The organism is Streptomyces roseolus (assembly GCF_014649855.1).
GTDB classification, from domain to species: domain Bacteria; phylum Actinomycetota; class Actinomycetes; order Streptomycetales; family Streptomycetaceae; genus Streptomyces; species Streptomyces roseolus.
Map to the genome: position 1 here is coordinate 236366 of NZ_BMTV01000007.1, position 20521 is coordinate 256886.

Consider the following 20521-nt stretch of genomic DNA (forward strand, 5'->3'; position numbering starts at 1 on the left):
CCGTCAGCCCGCCCCGGGCGACGGGGCCGAGCCGCCGCCACCGCCGCCGGTGCTTCCGCCACCGCCTCCGTCCGCGTTCTCGTCCACGCTTCCGGGCAGGAGGGGCAGGCCCTCGATCGCGGCCCTCACGTGGTCCTCGGTCAGGCGGTCGCTCCTGTGCACGGCGGCGAACGCCTGGAGCCGGCCGAGCGGGGTGTCCGGCGGCGCGGGCCCCTCGACGATCGTGAAGCCCTGGACCTGCGCCCAGAACGCCGCCCCCACGTCCTGCGGATCGCTGCCGTCCATGCGGGAACGCTAGCGCCGGCCACTGACAAAGGGCCCCCGGCCGGTGCGGCCGGGGGCCCTTCGCGCGTGCGGAGGAGGCGCGGTCAGGCGCCGAGCGCCTGCTTGACCTGGGCCAGGCTCGGGTTCGTCATGACGACCTCGGCGGCGCCGGAGGAGGGCACCACGCGGACGGTCGGGACGGTCTGGTTGCCGCCGTTGGCCTGCTCGACGAAGGCGGCCGACGCCGGGTCCAGCTCGATGTTGATCTCGGTGTAGGCGATGCCCTCGCGGTCCAGCTGGCCCTTCAGCCGGCGGCAGTAGCCGCACCACTCGGTGCTGTACATCGTCACGGTGCCCTGCATGGCCAGGCGCTCCTCTGGGGTCGGGGTCGGCGGTCGGTGCCGAAGGAAGAACGTACGCCACCGGGCCGGCCATTCCCGTACGCCGGGTGACGCGCGCCGCTTCCCGCACGCCCGGCCGGGGCGATCATGCGACGGTACGACCGCACCCGAGAGCCTGTGGACGACGCGCCGCACCGGGCCGCCCGACCTGGCAGCATGGCGGAGTGACAGCAGCAACGCACTCCCCTCTCTTCCCACGGGTCCCGGAGACCGCCGACGCGGTGCTCGACGGACTCGACCCGGAGCAGCGCGAGGTCGCCCTGGCGCTGCACGGACCGGTCTGCGTCCTCGCGGGCGCCGGCACGGGCAAGACGCGGGCGATCACCCACCGGATCGCCTACGGGGTGCGGGCCGGCGTGCTGGCCCCCGCGAGCGTGCTCGCCGTCACCTTCACCAACCGCGCCGCGGGCGAGATGCGCGGCCGGCTCCGTCAGCTCGGCGCGGGCGGGGTGCAGGCCCGCACCTTCCACTCGGCGGCCCTCCGACAGCTCCAGTTCTTCTGGCCGAAAGCGATCGGTGGCCCGCTGCCCCGGCTCGTCGAGCGGAAGGCCCAGCTCGTCGCCGAGGCCGCGGCCCGCTGCCGGGTCCGGCTCGACCGCAGCGAGCTGCGGGACGTCACGGCGGAGATCGAGTGGGCCAAGGTCACCCAGACCGTGCCCGCCGACTACCCGGCGGCCGTCGTCCGCGCCCGGCGCGACGCCCCGCGCGACCCGGCCGAGATCGGCCAGCTCTACGCGATGTACGAGCAGCTCAAGGGCGAGCGCTCGGTGATCGACTTCGAGGACGTGCTGCTGCTCACCGTCGGCATCCTGCAGGACCGCCACGACATCGCCGAGCAGATCCGCGGCCAGTACCAGCACTTCGTCGTCGACGAGTACCAGGACGTCTCCCCGCTCCAGCAGCGCCTCCTGGAGCTGTGGCTGGGGGAGCGGGACAGCCTCTGCGTGGTCGGCGACGCCAGCCAGACCATCTACTCCTTCACCGGCGCCACCCCCGACCACCTGCTGGACTTCCGCCTCCGCCACCCCCGCGCGACCGTGGTCAAGCTGGTCCGCGACTACCGCTCCACCCCCCAGGTCGTCCACCTCGCCAACGGCCTGCTCGACCAGGCGAGCGGCCGGGCCGCCGACCACCGCCTGGAACTGGTCTCGCAGCGCGAGGCCGGTCCCGATCCGGTCTACGCCGAGTACGGCGACGAGCCCGCCGAGGCCGAGGGCACCGCCCGCCGGGTCCGCGACCTGATCGCCGCCGGCGTCCCCGCCGGCGAGATCGCCGTCCTCTACCGGATCAACGCCCAGTCGGAGGTCTACGAGCAGGCCCTCGCCGACGCCGGCGTCCCCTACCAGCTGCGCGGCGCCGAGCGCTTCTTCGAGCGCCAGGAGGTACGGGAGGCGGGCGCGGCCCTGCGCGGCGCGGCCCGCTTCGGGGCGAACGACTCGCTCCTCGACGGCGCCGACGACCTCCCCGCCCAGGTGCGAGCGGTGCTTTCCGGCCAAGGCTGGTCCAGCGAACCGCCGGCCGGCTCCGGCGCCGTCCGCGACCGCTGGGAGTCGCTCGCCGCGCTCGCCCGGCTCGCCGACGACTTCGCCGCCGCCCGCCCCGGCGCCACCCTCTCCGACCTCGTCGCCGAACTGGACGAGCGGGCCGCCGCCCAGCACGCCCCCACCGTCCAGGGCGTCACCCTCGCCTCGCTGCACGCCGCCAAGGGCCTGGAGTGGGACGCGGTCTTCCTCGTCGGCCTCACCGACGGCATGCTGCCGATCACCTACGCCAAGACGGACGAGCAGATCGAGGAGGAGCGCCGGCTGCTGTACGTGGGCGTCACCCGCGCCCGGGTCCACCTCACGCTCTCCTGGGCGCTCTCCCGCTCGCCGGGCGGTCGCGCCTCCCGCGTCCCCAGCCGCTTCCTCAAGGGACTGCGGCCCGGCTCCGGCAGCCGGGCCGGCGGGTACGGCGCGGCCGGCGGCATCGAGCGGGGCGACTCCGGCGGCCGGGCCGGCGCGGGCGTCCGCCGCCGCCCGCGCGGCCCCGTCCGCTGCCGGGTCTGCGGCGCCACCCTCACCGAGGCCGGCGCCATGAAGCTCCTCCGCTGCGAGGACTGCCCGTCGGACATGGACGAGGGCCTGTACGAGCGGCTGCACGCCTGGCGGGGCGAGCGGGCCCGGCAGCTCGGCCAGCCCGCCTATTGCGTCTTCACCGACAAGACGCTCATGGCGATCGCCGAGCGCGTCCCGTCCTCCGGCGGCGAGCTCGCCATGATCGCCGGGGTCGGCACCCGCAAGCTGGACCGCTTCGGAGCCGATGTCCTGGCCATCTGCGCAGGTGAAGAGGGTGCGGCGGAGCCGACGGAAGACTGATCGAAACTCGTGGGAAAAATAGTTTGCGCCCGCCCCGTCAAGCCCCATAGGTTCTTAACCACGCAACAGCGGCTTCATATGAAGCCCTGTCTCGTGCTGTACTTGTCCAAATGAACATCGAGAGCCCGGCTCACCCCCGAGCTCTCCGAGACGCCGAGAGGAGGCGATTCCAGTGATCAGCAACATCAAGAGCACCACCGTCATCAACGACACCGTCGTCAGCACCGCCAAAATGACCGATCGCTCGGTCGCCTCCGCCTGCTCGCTCGGCCTCTCCGCCTTCGCGCTCCTTGGCAGCGGTCTGCCCGTCACCGGTCTGTCCGGCCGCGGCATGTCCGTCATCGAGCGCGACGAGCGACCGACCAAGGCACGGGTGGCTGAAGAGACCAAGGCCGGATTCGCGGCCTATGGCTTCGCGGCGGCCGGTGCCGGCAAGCAGCAGACGACGACGCACCACACGATGTGGGCCTTCCGTGGGCTCGAACCCTGGAGTGATCCAGCCTGACCCGATCAGGCCGGCGCCTTCAGGGCCGCGGAACCCCACCCGGGATCCGCGGCCCTTCTGTTTGTCCCCGAACGGGGACGACGGAGCGAAGGGGCCTCGGGACGACACACCCGGTACCAGCCGAAGACCCGGCCGACCGGCCGGAAACGACCAGACGAGGAAAGACACCCGTGCAACTCGAAGCGCACGCCCCGTCCGTACCGCCTTCCGAAACGATCCCCCCGTCCGGCCTCACGGAGGACCACGCCTTGACCCCCCTGACATCGCTCACCGCGCTCGACGACGCCATCGAGAACCTCGGCGTCCCGGTTCCCTGCCGGGCCTACGACCCGGAGGTCTTCTTCGCCGAGTCCCCGGCCGACGTCGAGTACGCCAAGTCCCTCTGCAAGACCTGCCCGCTGGTCGCGGCCTGCCTCGCCGGCGCCAAGGAGCGCCGCGAGCCCTGGGGTGTCTGGGGCGGCGAGCTCTTCGTCCAGGGCGTGGTCGTCGCCCGCAAGCGGCCCCGTGGCCGCCCGCGCAAGAACCCGGTCGCGGCATGACCGCCCTGACCTGGGAGGCAGTACCCCACAAGGCCCCCAGGCGCACCGGAACGATCGACCACCCCCTCACGCACGATCCCCAGAAGCAGGCCCCGATGACCACGTCCGCCTTCGAGCCCACCCGCTCCGCTACCCCCGACTTCTCCACCGCCGGCGCCCCCGCGTCGCGTCAGAACAGGACCCGTGACATGCAACTCATCCCAGAAGCCCTGGCCCGTGCCCATATGCGCGAGCGCCGGCGTGAGGCCGAGGCGGAACGTCAGGCCGTGCGCCTGATCGCCGCCCGGCGCATGCAGCGCCGCGCCGAGCGCGTCTCGCTGCGCGCCCGCCGCGCCCTGGCCATGGCCGTCATGAACTGAGCGCCCCACCAGGCGTCCCCGCGGGGGCCGGTCCGAACGGACCGGCCCCCGCGGTGCGTTGCACCGCCGCGGCCGCCCCGCCGGGCTATCGTCATGAGGATGAACGAGCCCCGCGCCGCGGAGGAGCCCGTCGCCTGCGCCCGCTGCGGCAGGACCGCCGACCCCCTCCCGATCACCTGGACCTGCTCCGTCGAGAACGGCCGCCGCCAGTACTTCTGCGAGGAGTGCGCCCGCGCCAACATCCGGGCCATCGAGGGCCGTCTCGACTCCTCCTGGTGGTGAGGCCGGCTCAGGCCGCCGGGTCGAAACCGGGCAGCCAGGCGTTCAGCTCGTCCCGCAGCCGCACCGTCGCGTTCAGCTGGCAGAGCACCCCGATCGTCGACAGCGTCACCCGGTGGATCAGCAGGTACGAGGGCGGCAGGTTCAACTGCCGCCCCAGCTGGTGCGCGGGGGAGCGCGGGTCGGCGATCCGGGCCGCCTGCGTCCGCAGCCAGCCCCGGGTGAAGACGAAGGACTCCGCCTGGGCCGGCTCGATGATCGGCAGCAGGTACTCCAGGACCTCCTCCGGATCGAGCGCCACCGACTCCTTCACGAAGCCCTCCGCCCGCAGCAGCTCGTACACCGTCTCGGCCTCGCCGGCCAGCGTCATCCGCAGACACGTGCCGATCGTCTCCGGCAGCCCGCCCGGCAGCCGGTCCACCGTGCCGAAGTCCAGCACCCCGAGCCGCCACCCGGCAGGACCGTCCGCGCCGCCGCCCGCGGCCGGCAGCAGCCGGAAGTTCCCCGGATGCGGATCGGCGTGCAGCAGCCCCGTCCGCGCCGGACCCGAGAAGAGGAACCGGGCGAGCAGCTGCCCGGCCCGGTCCCGCTGCTCCTGACCGCCCTCCGCGATCACCTCCGCGAGCGGGATCCCGTCCATCCACTCGGTCACGAGGACCTGTTCCGCCTGGTGCACCACCTCGGGCACCACCACGTCCGGATCGTCCGCGAAGACCTCGGCGTGCTCCCGCTGCGCCCGCGCCTCCAGGGCGTAGTCCAGCTCCTCGGAGACCCGCTCGCGCAACTCCGCGATGAGCGGCTTCACCTCGATCCCCGGCACCAGCGGCCCGAGCAGCCGGGCGAACATCCCCAGTTGCGCCAGGTCCGACAGCAGCGCCTCACCGGCGCCCGGGTACTGCACCTTGACGGCGACCTCGCGGCCGTCGTGCCAGACCGCCCGGTGCACCTGCCCGATCGACGCGGCCGCCGCCGGCTTGTCCTCGAACTCCAGGAACAGCTCCCGCCATCCGTCCCCGAGCCGCTCCGCCAGAACCCCGTGCACGGTCTTCACCGGCATCGGGGGCGCCGCCTCCTGAAGCTTCGTCAGCGCAGCCCGGTAGGGCCCGGCGACCTCCTCCGGCAGCGCCGACTCGAAGACCGACAGCGCCTGGCCGAGTTTCATGGCCCCGCCCTTGAGTTCGCCGAGCACCCTGAACAGCTGCTCCGCCGTGCGCTCCTGGAGCTCCCGGGCCACGAACTCCGCGGACTTGCCACCGATCCGCTTGCCGAGCCCCCACGTCGCCCGGCCCGCGAAGCCCAGTGGCAACGCGGCCAACTTGGCGGTCCGGGTGACCGCCTTCCGGGGAAGATCAGACATGCGCCCCTCCAATTCCCAGACTGCCGTGCCGCGCAGGGCTGTGCCCCGCCATTGTGGACCCAGCCTCCCCGGCGCCCGAGGCGCCCACCCCCACCCTGCCCCGGGCGGCCCCGCAGGGACAGGCCGGGTGCGGTACCAGTCGCTCGGGCCGCCACCCCAGCGAGGGCATGGCCGCCTCCCACCGGGTCCCGGTGCTCGCCGGCAACTCCCCGTCCAGGAAGGCCAGCGCGTGCCCGGCGGCCAGCCCCGCCACCGCCGTCGCCAGCGCCACCTCACAGGCCGGCAGCGGATGCGGCGCCCCCGAACGCCACTGCGCGAGCAGCCGCGGCCACGCCGGGTCCCGGTCCGTCGCCTCCTCCTGGAGGCACCGGGCGCACGCCGTCCCGCCCGGGAGCACCAGCGGCCCCACCACCCCGGTCGCCTCCAGCACCCCCGCGTACAGATGGGGGACCCCCGCCGCCATCCACGGCTCCGCCGGCACCGGGTCCGGCACCCGCACCCCGAGGCCGTCCCGGTCCGTCACCACCACGAGTGACACCGCGGCCCGGGCGTCCCCGTCACCCGGCGCTGCCCGCCGGCCCGTCCGCCGCACCGCCACCGGACCGCGCGACCAGCGCCCCACGAGGCGCCGGGCCGCCGCCACCCGCCGCTCGCCGACCGCCTCGGCGGGCAGCCCGCCCGGCGCCGTCTCCCACGGCTCGACCCGGCCGCCGTCCACCACCTCGACCCCGCCGACCCCGGCCGCCGCGAGCAGCGCCGCCACCATCGAGCCCACCCGTCCGGCACCCCGCACCCGCACCCGCCGCTCCCGCCGGGCCGCGAGCCTCCCCAGGGCGCGCTCCGGCTCCGGGCACACCACCGACAGCGCGGCCAGGTCCGCCCGCAGCGGATCGAGCGCCGTGTCCACCGCCCCGGCCGCCGGCCCCGCCCGCCCCGGCCGTCCGGCGGCGGCCTCCACGAGCAGTCCCACCGCCGCGAGCCGCGCGAGCAGCGCGTCGAGCCGCCCCTCCGGCAGTCCGAGCGCCGCCGCCTCCGCCCGCAGCAGCGCCGTCCCGCGCGTCCCGTCCATCAGCCCGAGCAGCCGGCCCGTCGCCGCGTCCACCGGATCCAGCACCACCGCGTGCGCCGGCGCCACCCCGTACTGCACACAGGTGAGGCTCCGCCACGCCCGCCGCAGTGCCGGCTTCACCATCGGATGCATCCCCGCCCCCGTCCTCCGCCTCCGCGGCCCCTCCGCGATCCGTGACCAGACTGCCCACCGCCGTCGCACCGCGCCGAAAGTCGTCCACAGGCCCGCCGGAAAGTCATATGGGCGGAACGTCACACAGGCCGTGTGGTGGGGATTCCTCCGGGCCCGCCGGGTACCGTCGAGGGCGTGTCAGTCGAGATCCGCAGGAGCGCCCGCCGCACCCGTTCCGTCTCCGCCTACCGCGAGGGGGACCGGACGATCGTCCTCATCCCGGCCCGGATGTCGGAGGCCGAGGAGCGCCGCTGGGTCGGCGTGATGCTGGAGAAGCTCGACGCCAAGGACCGGGACAAGGAGCGCCGCGCCACCCGCGGCGACGCCGAGCTCGCCGAGCGGGCGGCCCGCCTCTCGCAGCGCTACCTCGACGGCAGGGCGCGGCCCGCCTCGGTCCGCTGGGTCACCAACCAGAACGGCCGTTGGGGCTCCTGCACCCCCGCCGAGGGCACCATCCGGCTCTCCCACCGCCTCCAGCCGATGCCCGAGTACGTCGTCGACTACGTCCTCCTGCACGAGCTCGCACACCTCCTCGTGCCCGGCCACGGCCCCGACTTCTGGCGGCTCCTGGAGGCGTACCCCCGTACCGAGCGGGCCCGCGGGTACCTCGAAGGGGTGGTCGCGGCGGACCGTCCCCCCGGGCCGCCGGACGCGGAGCCCGCACCCTGAGGCCCTTTTTCCCGATTCGGTACCGGATCGGACCTCCCCTGTCTCAATGTCGTCCCCAGCGGTTAGCCTGACGCGAGTCATTCGCCATCGGGATGGGGGACGGTCGTTACGCATGGCCAGGGAATTCCAACGCGGCCACAAGGCCAAGATCAGTGATCTGACCGCGGGCACCGATCTGTACGTGGGCGTGCAGATCTCCGCTCCCGGGCTCACCTTCGACATCAGCTGCTTCGGCCTCGACGCCGACGAGCGGCTGTCGGACGACCGGTACTTCGTCTTCTTCAACCAGCCGAAGTCGCCCGAGGAGTCCATCCAGCAGCTCGGGGCGCAGGCCGGGGACACCGAGTCCTTCCGCGTCACCCTCGACCGGATCCCCCCGCAGATCCACAAGCTCGCCTTCACCGCCACCATCGACGGCGACGGCCAGATGTCGCAGGTCGGCCCCGGCTGGATCCGGATCGTCGCCGGCGGCGAGGAGGTCGCCCGCTACGCCTTCACCGGAGCGGAGTTCTCCACCGAGCGCGCGGTCATGCTCGGCGACTTCTACCTCAAGGACGTGTGGCGCTTCGCCGCCGTCGGCCAGGGCTTCGACGGCGGCCTGGAAGCGCTGCTGCGGAACTTCGGCGGAGAGGTCCTGGAGGAGGAGCCCGCCCCCCAGCAGCCCGCCGCCCCCCAGCAGGCCGCCCCCGGTTTCGCCGCCCCCGCGCAGGCCGCGGCCCCGCCCGCCTTCGGCGCCCCCGCCGCCCCGGCCCCCGCGCCCGCCCCGGCCCCCGCGCCCGCCCCGGCCTTCGGCGCCCCGCAGCCCGGCTACGGCGCGCAGCCGCCCACCCCGCCGCCGGCCCCGCAGCCGGTGCACACCCAGCCCACGATGGTCGCGCCGCTCGCCCCCGCGCCCGTACCGCCGCCGCCCCCGGCCCCCGGCCCGTACGGTCAGCAGCCGCCGCAGGCCCCCTACGGGCAGGCCCCTTACGGGCAGGTCCCCGACCAGACCCCGCCGCACGGCGCCCCCTACGGGCAGCCGCAGCAGGCGCCCTACGGCCAGCAGCCCGGCTACGGCCAGCCCGCTCCGTACGGCCAGCAGCCCGGCATGCCGCCGCAGGGCATGCCCCAGGGCGTCCCGCAGGGCGCGCCGGCGACCGGCGCCGGGCTCGCCGCCGCGCTCGCCCCGTTCAAGGAGACCGCCACCGGCGCCCGCTGGACCCCGCAGAACCAGCAGCTCATGCGGGTCGACCTCAGCATGGGCGGCACCCCCGTCCTCGCCCGCCAGGGCTCCATGGTCATGTACCAGGGCAAGGTCGACTTCTCCTACAAGGGCGCGGGCTTCGCGGGCCGGATCGTCGGCAACGCCACCGGCCAGGAGATGCAGCTGATGCGCTGCACCGGACGCGGCCAGGTCTTCCTCGCCGAGAACGGCACCCACCTGCACCCGATCGAGCTCCAGGGCGACGCCATCTGCGTCTCCGCGGAGAACGTGCTCGCCTTCGACGAGTCCCTCCAGTACGAGGTACGCCGCATCGAGGGCCACGGCATCCCCGGCGGCGCCCTGTTCACCATGCAGTTCCAGGGCACCGGCACCGTGATCGTCAAGACCCACGGCGTCCCCGTGGTCCTGCCCGTCACCCCGACGACCTTCGCGGACTGCAACGCGGTCGTCGCCTGGTCGGCCGCCTCGCAGGTCATCCTCTCCAGCCAGGTCCGGCTCCGGCGCAACGCCTACCCCGGCCACAGCGGGGAGACGGTGAACCTGCAGTTCCGGGGCGCCCCCGGAAACTTCATCGTCGTCCAGCCGTACGAGGTCTGAGGGAGCCCGACACCATGAACCAGCAGCTCGCGGGCTACGCCCCGACCCCCATCGCGGCCCGCATGGAGAACCACGGCCGCACCATGCTCAAGGTCGCCATGGCCAGTGGCCAGGACCTCTACGCCCGGGCCGGCTCGATGGTCGCCTACGAGGGCTTCATCAGCTACGAGCCCAACCCGCCGGCCGTCCGCCAGGTCGCCAAGGAGTGGGCCACCGGCGAAGGCGCGCCGATCATGAAGTGCGCCGGCGACGGCCTGCTCTACCTCGCCGACTACGGCGCCGACGTCGTCGTGATCAACCTCCAGAACGACGCGATCTCCGTCAACGGCACCAACCTCCTCGCCTTCGACGCCCACCTCCAGTGGGGCGTCGAGCGGGTCAAGGGCCTCGCCAAGTTCGCCGGGCAGGGTCTGTTCAACGTGGGCATCGCCGGCACCGGCTGGGTCGCGCTCACCTCGCGCGGCACCCCGATCGTCGTCGACTGCGGCCGTGGCGAGGACGAGACGTACGTCGACCCCGACGCGCTCGTCGCCTGGTCGCCGCAGCTCAAGGTCAAGGGCAAGCGCAGCTTCAAGGCGTCCTCCCTCATCGGGCGGGGCAGCGGCGAGGCATACCAGATGGCCTTCTCGGGCCAGGGCATCGTCGTCGTACAGCCCAGCGAGGACAGCAGCGACCGGCTTCGGATCCGGGGCTGAGGGGGAGCGAGAACACATGCAGAGCCCGCTTTTCAACCACGCCGAGCAGCAGAGCCAGGAGCGGTACGTCATCCAGAACCCGCAGCTGCTGCGGGTCAGCCTCACCGGCCACGACGACATCCTCGCCCGCAAGGGCGCCATGGTCGCCTACCAGGGCCTCGTCGACTTCGACGGCGAGTACCAGAGCGCCAACCAGCGGCGGGCCCGCGCCCGCACCGGCGAGGGCCTCGACCTGATGCGCTGCTCCGGCCAGGGCACGGTCTACTTCGCCAACCTGGCGCAGTACATCCACGTCGTCGAGGTCGAGCAGGAGGGCCTCACCGTCGACAGCGCCTACGTGCTGGCGCTCGACACCAGCCTGCACACCGAGGTCATCGCCGTGGACAGCCAGTACGGCGTCTCCGGCACCGGCAAGTACCAGCTCAACATCACCGGTCGCGGCAAGGTCGCCCTCATGACGTCCGGCCAGCCGCTGATGCTCCAGGTCACCCCGGACAAGTACGTGAGCGCCGACGCGGACGCCATCGTCGCCTGGTCCACCTCGCTGCGGGTCCAGATGCAGGCGCAGACGCACAACAGCAGCGTCCGCAGCCGCCGCGGCAACACCGGCGAGGGCTGGGAGCTCAGCTTCCTCGGCCAGGGCTTCGCCCTCGTCCAGCCCAGCGAGGTCATGCCCCCGCAGAACGCCGCCATCGGACAGGGCGTCGCCGCCCAGTTCGGCGTCGGCCAGCAGGGCGCCCACGGCCAGAACCAGAACAACGCCTGGAACTGAGCGCGCGGACGGCGGTACGGCGAAGGGCCCCCGGAGACCGGGGGCCCTTCGCCGTACCGCCGTCCGCCTTCACAGGCGGGCCAGCGTCGCCTCCGTCAGCCGCACCACCGAGGTGTCCGCGACGGCGGCCACCTCGTCGTACGCGAACCACTTCAGGTCCAGCGACTCCTCGCTGATCCGGGCCACCGCCTCGGCCGGGGCCAGCGCCGCGTACTGCACGTCGAGGTGCCAGTTGCAGGGCGCCGGGATCGGATGCCGGTCCAGCCGCACCGGACCGCCGGGCAGCAGCGTGAGCCCCGGGATCCCCGACTCCTCGGCGGCCTCCCGCAGCGCCACCGCCTCCATGGTCGGGTCGCCCTCCTCGCAGTGGCCGCCCATCTGGAGCCACAGGCCGAGCTTCTTGTGCAGGGTCAGCAGCACCCGCCCGCGCGCGGGGTCGATCACCAGCGCGCTGCCGGTGAGGTGACCGGCCGAGCAGGGCTTGTACATGCCGTCCGGATGCGCGGCCAGGTGCTCCAGGTAGAGCTCGCGCAGCTCCGGCTGGTCCTCGTACCCCTTGAGGACGAGGACCGCGTCGTCGTGCAGCGTCACTTCGTGCCGTCCCCGTCCCCGTCCCCGTCCTCGGGCGCGTCGCCCTTGGCGGCCTCTCCGAGCAGCTTGTCCAGCTCGGAGAAGTCCAGGTGCTCGCGGTGGACGAAGCCGTCCGGGTCGTCGAGGTCGGTCGCCGTCGGCAGCATGTCGGGGTGCTCCCACAGCCCGTCGCGGCCGTCGACACCGCGCGCGTCGGTGAGCGAGGCCCACAGCCGGGAGGCGTCCCGCAGCCGCCGCGGCCGCAGCTCCAGACCGATCAGCGTGGCGAAGGTCTGCTCGGCCGGACCGCCCGTGGCCCGGCGCCGGCGCAGCGTCTCGCGGAGCGCGTCGGCCGAGGTCAGCCGGGTCTTGGCGGCCTCGTGGACCACCGCGTCCACCCAGCCCTCGACCAGCGCGAGCGCCGTCTCCAGCCGGGCCAGGGCCGCCTTCTGCTCGGGCGTGTCCTGCGGCTGGAACATGCCGGACTGGAGCGCCTCCTGGAGCTGCTCCGGGTGGGTCGGGTCGAGCTGGGAGACGGCCTCCTCCAGCTTCGAGGTGTCGACCTTGATGCCGCGCGCGTACGACTCGACCGCGCCGAAGAGGTGCGCCCGCAGCCACGGCACGTGCGCGAAGAGCCGCTGGTGGGCGGCCTCGCGCAGGGCCAGGTAGAGCCGCACCTCGTCGGAGGGCACGCTCAGGTCCTTGCCGAACGACGCCACGTTCAGCGGGAGCAGCGCGGCCCGGCCGGCCGGACCGAGCGGCAGGCCGACGTCGGTCGAGCCGACGACCTCGCCCGCGAGCGCGCCGATGGCCTGCCCGATCTGCTGGCCGAACATGGCGCCACCCATCGACCGCATCATGCCGATCAGCGGACCCGCCATGGCCTGCATCTCCTGCGGCAGCACGTCGCCCATGGCGGTGCCGACCCGCTCGGCGACCGGATCCACCAGCGCCTTCCACGCCGGGAGGGTCGCCTCGACCCACTCGGCGCGGCTCCACGCCACCGCCGTGTTCGCCCCGGAGGGCAGCGAGGTGACCTGGTCCAGCCACAGGTCGGCGAGGCGGACCGCCTCCTCGACCGCGGACTTCTCGGCCGGGCCCACGCTGGCGTCCTTGACGCCGTCGGCGGTGCCCTGGGCGACCGCCTGGCGGGCGATCTGCTTGGCCATGTCCCAGTTCACGGGACCGCCCTCGTAGCTCAGCATCTGGCCGAGCTGCTGGAAGGCCGCGCCCAGGTCCGTCGGGTTCATCGACCCGAACATCGCGGCGAACGGGTTGTCCGCGCCGCCCTGGCCGCCGCCCATGCCGGGGATGCCGCCGAACCCGAACGGGTTCGCCCCGAACGGGTTCGCCCCGAACGGATTGCCGCCGCCCTGGCCGCCGGACCCCTGGCCACCTCCGGCGGGGTCCTTCTTCTTGCCTTCGTCGCCGTCCTCCGGCTCCTCCGGCGGAAGGCCGAATCCGAATGGGGTGTCACTCACAGGTTTCCTCGGCTCCTCGGGCCGCCGGCTCTCCGCCGGCGGCGACTGCCCGCTGCACAACACCAGCGTAGACATCCGGGTCGGATATGGGCTCAAGTCTCCGCCGGGCCGTGCCCTGCGGCAGGATGGACGCCACCTGGTACGTACGCGTCATCCCCGTACGTACTGAAGACAACCACTGGAGTCGGTCGGTGAGTTCCCCAGATCCGCAGGTTCGCGGAGCGCGAAACCACTCAACCCGGTCCGCCGCGCGCGGTCCCGTCGTCGCGGTCACCGGCGCCGCCACCGGCGTCGGCGCCCTCCTGACCAGGCGTCTCGCCGATTCGGAGGAGGTCCGGCGGGTCATCGCCGTCGACGAACGGCGCGGCGAGGTGGCCGAGGCGACCTGGCACGTCCTCGACGTGCGGGATCCGGCCATCGCGGAGAAGCTCCGCGGCGCCGACGTCGTCGTGCACCTCGCCGTCGACCTCGACCTGGAGACCGACCCCGCCGCCCGGTCGGCGTACAACGTGCGCGGCACCCAGACGGTCCTCACGGCCGCGGCGGCGGCCGGCGTCCACCGGGTCGTCCTGTGCACCTCGACCATGGTCTACGGCGCCCTCCCCGACAACGACATCCCGCTCTCCGAGGACGCCGAGCTGCGGGCCACCGCCGAGGCCACCGGCGTCGGCGACCTCCTGGAGATCGAACGGCTCGGCCGCCGCGGCTCCCGCGCCCACCCCGGCCTCAACGTGACCGTGGTCCGCCCGGCCGTCCTCGTCGGCGGTACGGACACGGCGCTGACCCGCTACTTCGAGTCGCCCCGGCTGCTCGTCGTCGCCGGCTCCCGCCCCACCTGGCAGTTCTGCCACGTGGAGGACCTGGTCAGCGCCCTGGAGTACGCGGCCCTGGAGAAGGTCGACGGCGAGTTCGCGGTCGGCTGCGAGGGCTGGCTGGAACAGGAGGAGGTCGAGGAGCTGTCCGGGATCCGCCGCATGGAGCTGCCCTCGGCGGTCGCCCTGGGCGCCGCGGCCCGGCTGCACCGGATCGGCCTCACCCCGTCCCCGGCCGGCGACCTCGCCTACACCATGCACCCCTGGGTGGTGAGCGTCGGCCGGCTCCACGACGCGGGCTGGCGCCCCCGGTGGACCAACGAGGAGGTCCTCGCGGCGCTCCTGGAGGAGGTCCAGGGCCGGCACACGGTCGCGGGCCGCCGCCTCGGCCGCAAGGACGCCACGGCGGCGGGCGCGGCGGGCGCCACGGTGGCCCTCCTGGGCACCGCGGCCCTGGTGCGGCAGATGAGGAAGCGGCGCGGCCTGTAGGACCCTCCTACGGAGGGTCCCGGTCCACCGGTCGAAAACGCTATTCCGGGATGTCGGAGGCGTGCGGCACCATGGACGGCATGACGACCACGCACGACCACCCCGGTGAGCAGGCCGCGGACGACCCGATCAAGCTGCTCGCGATCCGCGACGTCCCGCTCTCGGTCGACGAGGTCTTCCGGGCCGTCGGCGACGAAGCGGCGGGCGGCACGACCCTCTTCGTCGGCACCGTGCGCAACCACGACGGCGGCGCCGACGTGGACGCGCTGGGCTACTCCTGCCACCCGAGCGCCGAGGCCGAGCTGCGCCGGGTCGCCGAGAAGGTCGTCGCGAACTACCCGGTGCGCGCCCTGGCCGCGGTCCACCGCGTGGGCGACCTGAAGGTCGGCGACCTGGCGGTCGTCGTCGCCGTCTCCTGCCCCCACCGCGGAGAGGCCTTCGAGGCCTGCCGCAAGCTGATCGACGACCTCAAGCACGAGGTCCCGATCTGGAAGCACCAGACCTTCTCCGACGGCACCGAGGAGTGGGTGGGAGCCTGCTGAGCTCTCGCCCCGAGGATGGGGGTCCCCCGGACGGAGTCCGGGGGCCTGCCGGGTTCTCGTCCCGTCAGCGGGCGGAGGGTCGGCGCCCGCCGAGCCCGAGAGGTCGTGCAAGCAGGCGCGCCGACGCGGGGTAGTCGAACGCCCGATTTGCGTAACCGCCCCCCAGGCCCGAGCGTTGGTGGCACAGATGAATAATCTGCTGATCAACTCACTGGGGATGGGAGGTCGGGATGGCAGTGCTGGCCTGGTTGCTGATTCCGCTTTTCGCAGTCGTCGGCGCGGCGATATGGGGAAGCTGGGTCCAGAGGAACAAGACGATAGGTGACGTGGCCGAGCTCGCCGGCTACGCCCGCTTCCGGGACGCCATGGAGCGTTCCCACCCCACCGCGCCCGATTCCGCCCCGTTCCGGCACGCGGCCGAGCCGGTTTCCGCGGAGTCCTGACCGTCCCCCCGAGCGAGGGCCGGCGGCGTCCCGTACGGACCGCCCCAGGGGTGCGCGCACAGGCGAGTCCCGTACTGTCGTTCCATGCCACGCCGCACCGCGACGATGCTCGCCTCCACCCTGGTCCTGATCTGCCTGCTGATCGCCGGCGTCCTGATCCCGGTGCCGTACTCGGAGATGAGCCCCGGCCCCACGGTCAACACGCTCGGCGAGGCGCGCGGCGAGCCGGTCCTCCAGATCTCCGGTCGCAAGACCTACCCGACCGACGGCCACCTCAACATGACCACGGTCAGGGTCACCAGCGCGGACTACAAGATGAACGCCGTCGAGGCGGTCTACGGCTGGCTGGCGCACGACAACGTGGTGGTGCCGCACGACACCCTCTACCCGGACGGGAAGACGGAGGAGGAGTCGAGCCAGGAGAACGCGGAGGAGTTCTCCCAGTCGCAGGAGAGCGCCAAGGTCGCCGCCCTCGACGAGCTGGGCATCCCCTTCACCACCCGGGTCGTCGTCGCCTCCGTGGTGAAGGACTCGCCGGCGGAGGGCACCCTGCACGCCGGTGACGTGATCAGGGCCGTCGACGGCGTGAAGGTGACCGGGCCGGCCGACGTCGCCGCGCAGGTGACCAAGCGGAAGCCGGGCCAGAAGGTCGAGTTCACCATCGTCCCGGCCAAGGAGGCGGCCGCCGCCGAGAAGGCGCACAAGGAGGCCACCGTCACCCGGAAGGTGGCCCTCACCACCGCGAAGTCCGAGGAGGGCGACCGGGCGATCGTCGGCATCCAGGCCGGCACCGACCACGTCTTCCCGTTCACCATCGACATCAAGCTCGCCGACGTCGGCGGCCCCAGCGCGGGCCTGATGTTCGCGCTCGGCATCGTCGACAAGCTGACCCCGGAGAGCATCACCGGCGGGAAGTTCGTCGCGGGCACCGGCACCATCGACGACGACGGCAAGGTCGGCCCGATCGGCGGCATCCAGATGAAGCTGGTCGGCGCGCGGAACGCGGGCGCCGAGTACTTCCTCACCCCGGCCGACAACTGCGCCGCCGCGGCCGACGACACGCCCGAGGGGCTCACCCTCGTCAAGGTCGACACCATCGACGACGCCACGAAGTCGCTGGAGAAGCTCCGCGAGGGCGACACGGCGGGCCTCCCCGGCTGCTCGAAGAGCTGAACCGGTACGGGACCCGCGCGGGGTCCCGTACCCGTATCGCTCAGCCCTCCACCGCTCAGCCCTCGAAGGTCGCCGCGAGCGCGTCGGCGAGCCCCGGCACCAGGTCCGGGCCGGTCAGCACCTCGGTCGGCGAGTCCTTCTCGCGCAGCCGGATCGCCGCCTCCCGGGCGCCGGACCGCAGCACGGCCACCGTCATCCGGACCTCCTGGCGGTCCGGGTGCGCGGCCACCCACTTGTTCAGCCTGGCGCCGCTCAGGTCCTTGGGGACCTGGGCCTCCGCCGACGGCGGCAGCATCAGCCGCTCCACCGTGAGGGCGCAGCCGGCCACCGCCTCCGGCCACGCGATGGTGCCGAGGAACTCGTCGAGCGGCTTGCCCTTGGGGATCTCCTCCTGCTCGATGGGGGTGTAGGCGGTCGCGTCCTCGCCGAGCTTCAGCGAGGGCGCCTGGGCGCGCAGCCGGGCGGTGTCGACCAGGGCGAAGAGGCGGGCGGGCCGGTCCCAGCCGAGGCCCGAGGCGTACTCGTCGATCTCGAGCACCGCACGGGTGAGGGGACTGGAGGCCATCGGCGGGCCCGAGGGGGAAAGGTTGGACATGACCAATATCCTGCCTCCTCTTCCCCCGGAAACGGGAACTAGGTAAAGCGTCAGTAAGTTGCACCAGTGGGCCCTACGATCGCGGGGCCCGCTTTCCGACGCATCAACACCGAGGGGCGCACGTTGGCTTTCCAGATGCCGGACCGTGGCGGCAGCCCGTCCGGGCCAAGGATCAGAGTCGGCCGGCCGTCCCGGCGGGCCCGCACCCTGCTGATGACACTGGGCGTCCTGGCCGTCCTGGCCATGGCGTTCGTGATGTTCGCCGGGTTCTGGACGGACTGGCTCTGGTACCGCTCGGTCCACTACTCGTCCGTCTTCACGACCACCCTGTGGACCAAGATCGGCCTGTTCGCGGTCTTCGGGCTGCTGATGGGCCTCGCCGTCGGCCTGAACATCTGGCTGGCGTACCGGCTCCGCCCGCCGCTGAGCGCGATGTCGCTCGAACAGCAGAGCCTCGACCGGTACCGGATGGGCGTCGCCCCCTTCAAGAAGTGGGTGCTGCTCGCGGTCACCGCCCTGGTGGGGCTGATCGCCGGCGCCTCCGCCTCCGGCCAGTGGCGCACCTGGCTCATGTGGGTCAACGGCGTGGACTTCGGCGAGAAGGACGTCCAGTTCGGCAAGGACGTCTCCTTCTACGCCTTCGACCTGCCCTGGTACCGCTTCCTGCTGGCCTTCGGCTTCGCCGCCGTGGTGCTCTCGCTGATCGCCGCGGCGATCACCCACTACCTGTACGGCGGGCTGCGGGTCACCAGCCCCGGCGCCCGTGCGACCGCCGCCGCCACCGGCCACCTGTCGGTGCTGCTCGGCGTCTTCGTCGCGCTGAAGGCCGTGGCGTACTGGCTCGACCGGTACGGCCTGGCGGTGAAGTCCAGCGACTTCAAGGCCACCGGCAACTGGACGGGCCTCAGGTACGTCGACGCCAACGCCTACCTGCCGGCGAAGACGATCCTCTTCTGCATCGCCGTCATCTGCGCCGTGCTCTTCTTCGCCACCCTGTGGCGCCGCACCTGGCAGCTGCCGGTCATCGGCTTCGGCCTGATGGTGCTCTCCGCCGTCCTCATCGGCGGCCTGTACCCGGCGATCGTGCAGAAGTTCCAGGTCCAGCCGAACGAGCAGGCCAAGGAAGCCCCGTACATCCAGAACAACATCGACGCGACCCGCAAGGCGTACGCGATCGACGACACCAAGCTGGAGAACTACTCGGGCAAGTCGACGGTGAAGGCCAAGGACAAGCTGCGCACGGACGCCGACACGGCGGCCGCGTACCGCATCCTCGACCCGAACATCGTCTCGCCGACGTTCCAGCAGCTGGAGCAGAAGAGGAAGTACTACCAGTTCCCGACGACGCTCGACGTGGACCGCTACAAGGGCCAGGACGTCGTCATCGGTCTGCGCGAGCTGAACATCCGCGGCATCCCGAAGCGGAACTGGATCAACGACCACTTCACCTACACGCACGGCTACGGCGCCATCATGGCCCGCGGCACCCAGACCGACGCCAACGGCTCCCCGGTCTTCACCGAGTCGGGCCTGCCGACCACCGGTGAGCTCGGGAAGTACCAGCAGAAGATCTACTACGGCGAGAAGACCGACCAGTACTCGATCGTGGGCGGCCCCCAGAAGGAGCTGGACTACGAGGAGAACGGCGAGAAGACCACCAGCTACGAGGGCAACAGCGGCGTCAGCCTGGAGAGCGCCTTCAACCGCGCGGCCTACGCGGTGGCCTTCAGCGAGCCGCAGATCCTCTACTCCGGGGCCATCGGCGACGGATCGCGGGTCCTGTACAACCGCACGCCCAAGCAGCGCGTGGAGGCCGTCGCCCCCTGGCTGACCATCGACGGCGACGCCTACCCGGCGGTCGTCGAGGGCAAGATCCAGTGGATCGTCGACGCGTACACGACCAGCAACGGCTACCCGTACTCCTCGCGGACCACGCTCGGCGACACCACCGCCGACTCGCTGACCGTCGGCAACCAGCAGCGCGCGGTCGTCGCCCAGCAGAACCAGGTCAACTACATCCGCAACTCGGTGAAGGCGACCGTCGACGCCTATGACGGCACGGTCACCCTCTACCAGTGGGACACCGAGGACCCGGTCCTGAAGACCTGGATGAAGGCCTTCCCCGGCACGGTGAAGCCCAAGTCCGAGGTCAAGGGCGACCTCCTGGAGCACCTGCGCTACCCGCAGGACATGTTCAAGGTCCAGCGCGAGCTGCTGACCCGGTACCACGTCACCGACCCGGCCCAGTTCTACAGCGGCTCGGACGCCTGGCAGGTGCCGAACGACCCGACCAACAAGGACAACGTGGCGGTGCCGCCGTACTACCTGAGCATGAAGATGCCCGGGGACGCGGAGCAGCGCTTCTCGCTGACCACGACGTTCACCCCCAACGGGCGGCCCAACCTGGGCGGCTTCATGGCGGTCGACGCCGACGCCACCAGCAAGGAGTACGGCCGGCTGAGGCTGCTGCGGGTCACCGAGGACGTGCCGGGCCCGGCGCAGGTCCAGAGCAAGCTCAACAGCCTCCCCGACGTCGCCACCTTCGTCCGCGACATGCGGGGCGCCGACTCGGACATCCAGTACGGCAACCTGCTCACCGTGCCGCTCGACGGCGGGTTCCTGTACGTGGAGCCGGTCTACGCCCAGGGACGGAACGCGCTCTACCCGCTCCTGAAGAAGGTCGCGGTGTCGTACGTGGACGCCGATCAGCCGGGCGGCGACACCACCAAGGACACCACGGTGTTCGAGAACACCCTCACGGAGGCGCTCAACGCGGTCTTCGGCGTGGAGGGCACGACCCCGCCCACGACCCCGCCGGGCACCGAGCAGCCGCCGACCACCCCGCAGCCGCCGGCCTCGGCGGACGCGGCGCTGAAGCAGGCCATCGCCGACGCCCAGAAGGCGTACGACGAGGGCGAGGCGGCGCTCGCGAAGCAGGACTGGGCGGCCTACGGCAAGGCGCAGGAGGCCCTCCAGGACGCCCTGGAGAAGGCCGCCGAGGCAGGCGCGAAGCTCCAGCCGTCCGGGGCCGGTGGCGCCGAGAAGCCGGCCGAGGGCAGCTGACCTGCGAGATTCACCCCGCGTCGTGATAGTGTTACTTCACCGACGCGGGGTGGAGCAGCTCGGTAGCTCGCTGGGCTCATAACCCAGAGGTCGCAGGTTCAAATCCTGTCCCCGC

21 protein-coding genes and 1 tRNA gene are annotated in these 20521 nt (G+C 72.6%); 15 read left to right on the forward strand and 7 right to left on the reverse strand.

Going from position 1 to position 20521, the window contains the following annotated elements; translation table 11 throughout:
• Window positions 1-3 precede the first annotated feature (3 nt).
• Both IE245_RS10960 and IE245_RS10965 read right to left on the reverse strand, forming a co-directional pair.
• Window positions 4-285 carry a hypothetical protein gene (locus IE245_RS10960; protein WP_189946597.1) on the reverse strand — a complete coding sequence of 94 codons (282 nt, stop codon included), beginning with the start codon at window positions 283-285 and terminating at the stop codon, window positions 4-6.
• 83 nt (window positions 286-368) lie between these two features.
• The gene (locus IE245_RS10965; protein ID WP_189946598.1) at window positions 369-626 is read right to left on the reverse strand and encodes a mycoredoxin; all 258 of its coding nucleotides are present in this window, start codon (window positions 624-626) and stop codon (window positions 369-371) included.
• 203 nt (window positions 627-829) lie between these two features.
• On the opposite strand from IE245_RS10965, the gene IE245_RS10970 reads away from it, so the two are divergent.
• The 5 genes from IE245_RS10970 (at window position 830) to IE245_RS10990 (ending at window position 4707) form a co-directional block, all read left to right on the forward strand.
• On the forward strand, window positions 830-3022 hold the full coding sequence (locus IE245_RS10970; protein ID WP_189946599.1) for an ATP-dependent DNA helicase UvrD2: 2193 nt from the start codon (window positions 830-832) through the stop codon (window positions 3020-3022).
• Window positions 3023-3194: 172 nt separating this feature from the next.
• Window positions 3195-3527, forward strand: coding sequence for a hypothetical protein (locus IE245_RS10975; RefSeq protein ID WP_373305306.1), 333 nt, complete (start codon window positions 3195-3197; stop codon window positions 3525-3527).
• Window positions 3528-3697: 170 nt separating this feature from the next.
• Window positions 3698-4066 (forward strand): WhiB family transcriptional regulator, encoded by a 369-nt coding sequence (locus tag IE245_RS10980; protein WP_031013886.1) that lies wholly within the window; start codon window positions 3698-3700, stop codon window positions 4064-4066.
• Window positions 4063-4425, forward strand: a complete 363-nt coding sequence (locus tag IE245_RS10985; protein WP_189946600.1) for a putative WhiB-interacting protein — start codon at window positions 4063-4065, stop codon at window positions 4423-4425. The genes IE245_RS10980 and IE245_RS10985 overlap by 4 nt, the downstream gene beginning before the upstream one ends.
• A 99-nt stretch (window positions 4426-4524) precedes the next feature.
• Entirely contained in the window at window positions 4525-4707 is a 183-nt protein-coding gene (locus IE245_RS10990; RefSeq protein ID WP_189946601.1) for a hypothetical protein, read from the forward strand.
• A gap of 7 nt (window positions 4708-4714) precedes the next feature.
• On the opposite strand, the gene IE245_RS10995 is transcribed toward IE245_RS10990, so the two are convergent.
• Together IE245_RS10995 and IE245_RS11000 are read right to left on the reverse strand one after the other, a co-directional pair.
• Window positions 4715-6061, reverse strand: a complete 1347-nt coding sequence (locus tag IE245_RS10995) for an ABC1 kinase family protein (protein ID WP_189946602.1) — start codon at window positions 6059-6061, stop codon at window positions 4715-4717.
• Window positions 6054-7262 (reverse strand): TOMM precursor leader peptide-binding protein, encoded by a 1209-nt coding sequence (locus tag IE245_RS11000; protein WP_189946603.1) that lies wholly within the window; start codon window positions 7260-7262, stop codon window positions 6054-6056. The genes IE245_RS10995 and IE245_RS11000 overlap by 8 nt, the downstream gene beginning before the upstream one ends.
• Window positions 7263-7436: 174 nt before the next feature.
• On the opposite strand from IE245_RS11000, the gene IE245_RS11005 reads away from it, so the two are divergent.
• The 4 genes from IE245_RS11005 to IE245_RS11020 all read left to right on the forward strand — a co-directional run bounded on the left by IE245_RS11005 (window position 7437) and on the right by IE245_RS11020 (window position 11238).
• Complete coding sequence (locus IE245_RS11005; RefSeq protein ID WP_229851208.1) at window positions 7437-7970, forward strand: M48 metallopeptidase family protein; 534 nt, start codon at window positions 7437-7439, stop codon at window positions 7968-7970.
• Between the two features lie 112 nt (window positions 7971-8082).
• Window positions 8083-9771 carry a TerD family protein gene (locus IE245_RS11010; protein ID WP_189946604.1) on the forward strand — a complete coding sequence of 563 codons (1689 nt, stop codon included), beginning with the start codon at window positions 8083-8085 and terminating at the stop codon, window positions 9769-9771.
• A 14-nt stretch (window positions 9772-9785) separates the two neighbouring features.
• Entirely contained in the window at window positions 9786-10466 is a 681-nt protein-coding gene (locus IE245_RS11015; RefSeq protein ID WP_189946605.1) for an AIM24 family protein, read from the forward strand.
• 16 nt (window positions 10467-10482) lie between these two features.
• Window positions 10483-11238: an AIM24 family protein gene (locus tag IE245_RS11020; protein ID WP_189946606.1), complete on the forward strand. Its 756-nt coding sequence runs from the start codon at window positions 10483-10485 to the stop codon at window positions 11236-11238.
• A gap of 69 nt (window positions 11239-11307) precedes the next feature.
• On the opposite strand, the gene IE245_RS11025 is transcribed toward IE245_RS11020, so the two are convergent.
• Window positions 11308-11829, reverse strand: a complete 522-nt coding sequence (locus tag IE245_RS11025; RefSeq protein WP_189946607.1) for an NUDIX hydrolase — start codon at window positions 11827-11829, stop codon at window positions 11308-11310.
• Window positions 11826-13289, reverse strand: a complete 1464-nt coding sequence (locus IE245_RS11030; RefSeq protein WP_189946608.1) for a zinc-dependent metalloprotease — start codon at window positions 13287-13289, stop codon at window positions 11826-11828. Before IE245_RS11030 ends, IE245_RS11025 begins: the two co-directional genes overlap by 4 nt.
• A 191-nt stretch (window positions 13290-13480) precedes the next feature.
• Between IE245_RS11030 and IE245_RS11035 the strand changes: the two genes are divergently transcribed.
• The 4 genes from IE245_RS11035 (at window position 13481) to IE245_RS11045 (ending at window position 16748) form a co-directional block, all read left to right on the forward strand.
• A complete protein-coding gene (locus IE245_RS11035; RefSeq protein ID WP_189946609.1) occupies window positions 13481-14590 on the forward strand; it encodes an SDR family oxidoreductase in 1110 nt (369 codons plus the stop codon).
• Between the two features lie 80 nt (window positions 14591-14670).
• Window positions 14671-15132, forward strand: coding sequence for a molybdenum cofactor biosynthesis protein MoaE (locus IE245_RS11040; RefSeq protein ID WP_189946610.1), 462 nt, complete (start codon window positions 14671-14673; stop codon window positions 15130-15132).
• Between the two features lie 230 nt (window positions 15133-15362).
• Window positions 15363-15575 carry a hypothetical protein gene (locus IE245_RS36855; RefSeq protein WP_229851209.1) on the forward strand — a complete coding sequence of 71 codons (213 nt, stop codon included), beginning with the start codon at window positions 15363-15365 and terminating at the stop codon, window positions 15573-15575.
• Between the two features lie 84 nt (window positions 15576-15659).
• Window positions 15660-16748 carry a YlbL family protein gene (locus tag IE245_RS11045; protein WP_189946611.1) on the forward strand — a complete coding sequence of 363 codons (1089 nt, stop codon included), beginning with the start codon at window positions 15660-15662 and terminating at the stop codon, window positions 16746-16748.
• 55 nt (window positions 16749-16803) lie between these two features.
• On the opposite strand, the gene IE245_RS11050 is transcribed toward IE245_RS11045, so the two are convergent.
• Window positions 16804-17343, reverse strand: a complete 540-nt coding sequence (locus tag IE245_RS11050) for a PPA1309 family protein (protein WP_189946612.1) — start codon at window positions 17341-17343, stop codon at window positions 16804-16806.
• A 135-nt stretch (window positions 17344-17478) separates the two neighbouring features.
• Between IE245_RS11050 and IE245_RS11055 the strand changes: the two genes are divergently transcribed.
• Complete coding sequence (locus IE245_RS11055; RefSeq protein ID WP_189946613.1) at window positions 17479-20406, forward strand: UPF0182 family membrane protein; 2928 nt, start codon at window positions 17479-17481, stop codon at window positions 20404-20406.
• Between the two features lie 43 nt (window positions 20407-20449).
• Window positions 20450-20521 (forward strand) — tRNA-Met (locus IE245_RS11060).

Coding starts and splice junctions, on each gene's coding strand:
- IE245_RS10960 (WP_189946597.1), bottom strand. CDS start 285: ATGGACGGCAGCGATCCGCAGGACGTGGGGGCGGCGTTCTGGGCGCAG.
- IE245_RS10965 (WP_189946598.1), bottom strand. CDS start 626: ATGCAGGGCACCGTGACGATGTACAGCACCGAGTGGTGCGGCTACTGC.
- IE245_RS10985 (WP_189946600.1), top strand. CDS start 4,063: ATGACCGCCCTGACCTGGGAGGCAGTACCCCACAAGGCCCCCAGGCGC.
- IE245_RS10990 (WP_189946601.1), top strand. CDS start 4,525: ATGAACGAGCCCCGCGCCGCGGAGGAGCCCGTCGCCTGCGCCCGCTGC.
- IE245_RS10995 (WP_189946602.1), bottom strand. CDS start 6,061: ATGTCTGATCTTCCCCGGAAGGCGGTCACCCGGACCGCCAAGTTGGCC.
- IE245_RS11000 (WP_189946603.1), bottom strand. CDS start 7,262: ATGCATCCGATGGTGAAGCCGGCACTGCGGCGGGCGTGGCGGAGCCTC.
- IE245_RS11010 (WP_189946604.1), top strand. CDS start 8,083: ATGGCCAGGGAATTCCAACGCGGCCACAAGGCCAAGATCAGTGATCTG.
- IE245_RS11015 (WP_189946605.1), top strand. CDS start 9,786: ATGAACCAGCAGCTCGCGGGCTACGCCCCGACCCCCATCGCGGCCCGC.
- IE245_RS11020 (WP_189946606.1), top strand. CDS start 10,483: ATGCAGAGCCCGCTTTTCAACCACGCCGAGCAGCAGAGCCAGGAGCGG.
- IE245_RS11040 (WP_189946610.1), top strand. CDS start 14,671: ATGACGACCACGCACGACCACCCCGGTGAGCAGGCCGCGGACGACCCG.
- IE245_RS36855 (WP_229851209.1), top strand. CDS start 15,363: ATGGCAGTGCTGGCCTGGTTGCTGATTCCGCTTTTCGCAGTCGTCGGC.
- IE245_RS11045 (WP_189946611.1), top strand. CDS start 15,660: ATGCCACGCCGCACCGCGACGATGCTCGCCTCCACCCTGGTCCTGATC.
- IE245_RS11050 (WP_189946612.1), bottom strand. CDS start 17,343: ATGTCCAACCTTTCCCCCTCGGGCCCGCCGATGGCCTCCAGTCCCCTC.
- IE245_RS11055 (WP_189946613.1), top strand. CDS start 17,479: ATGCCGGACCGTGGCGGCAGCCCGTCCGGGCCAAGGATCAGAGTCGGC.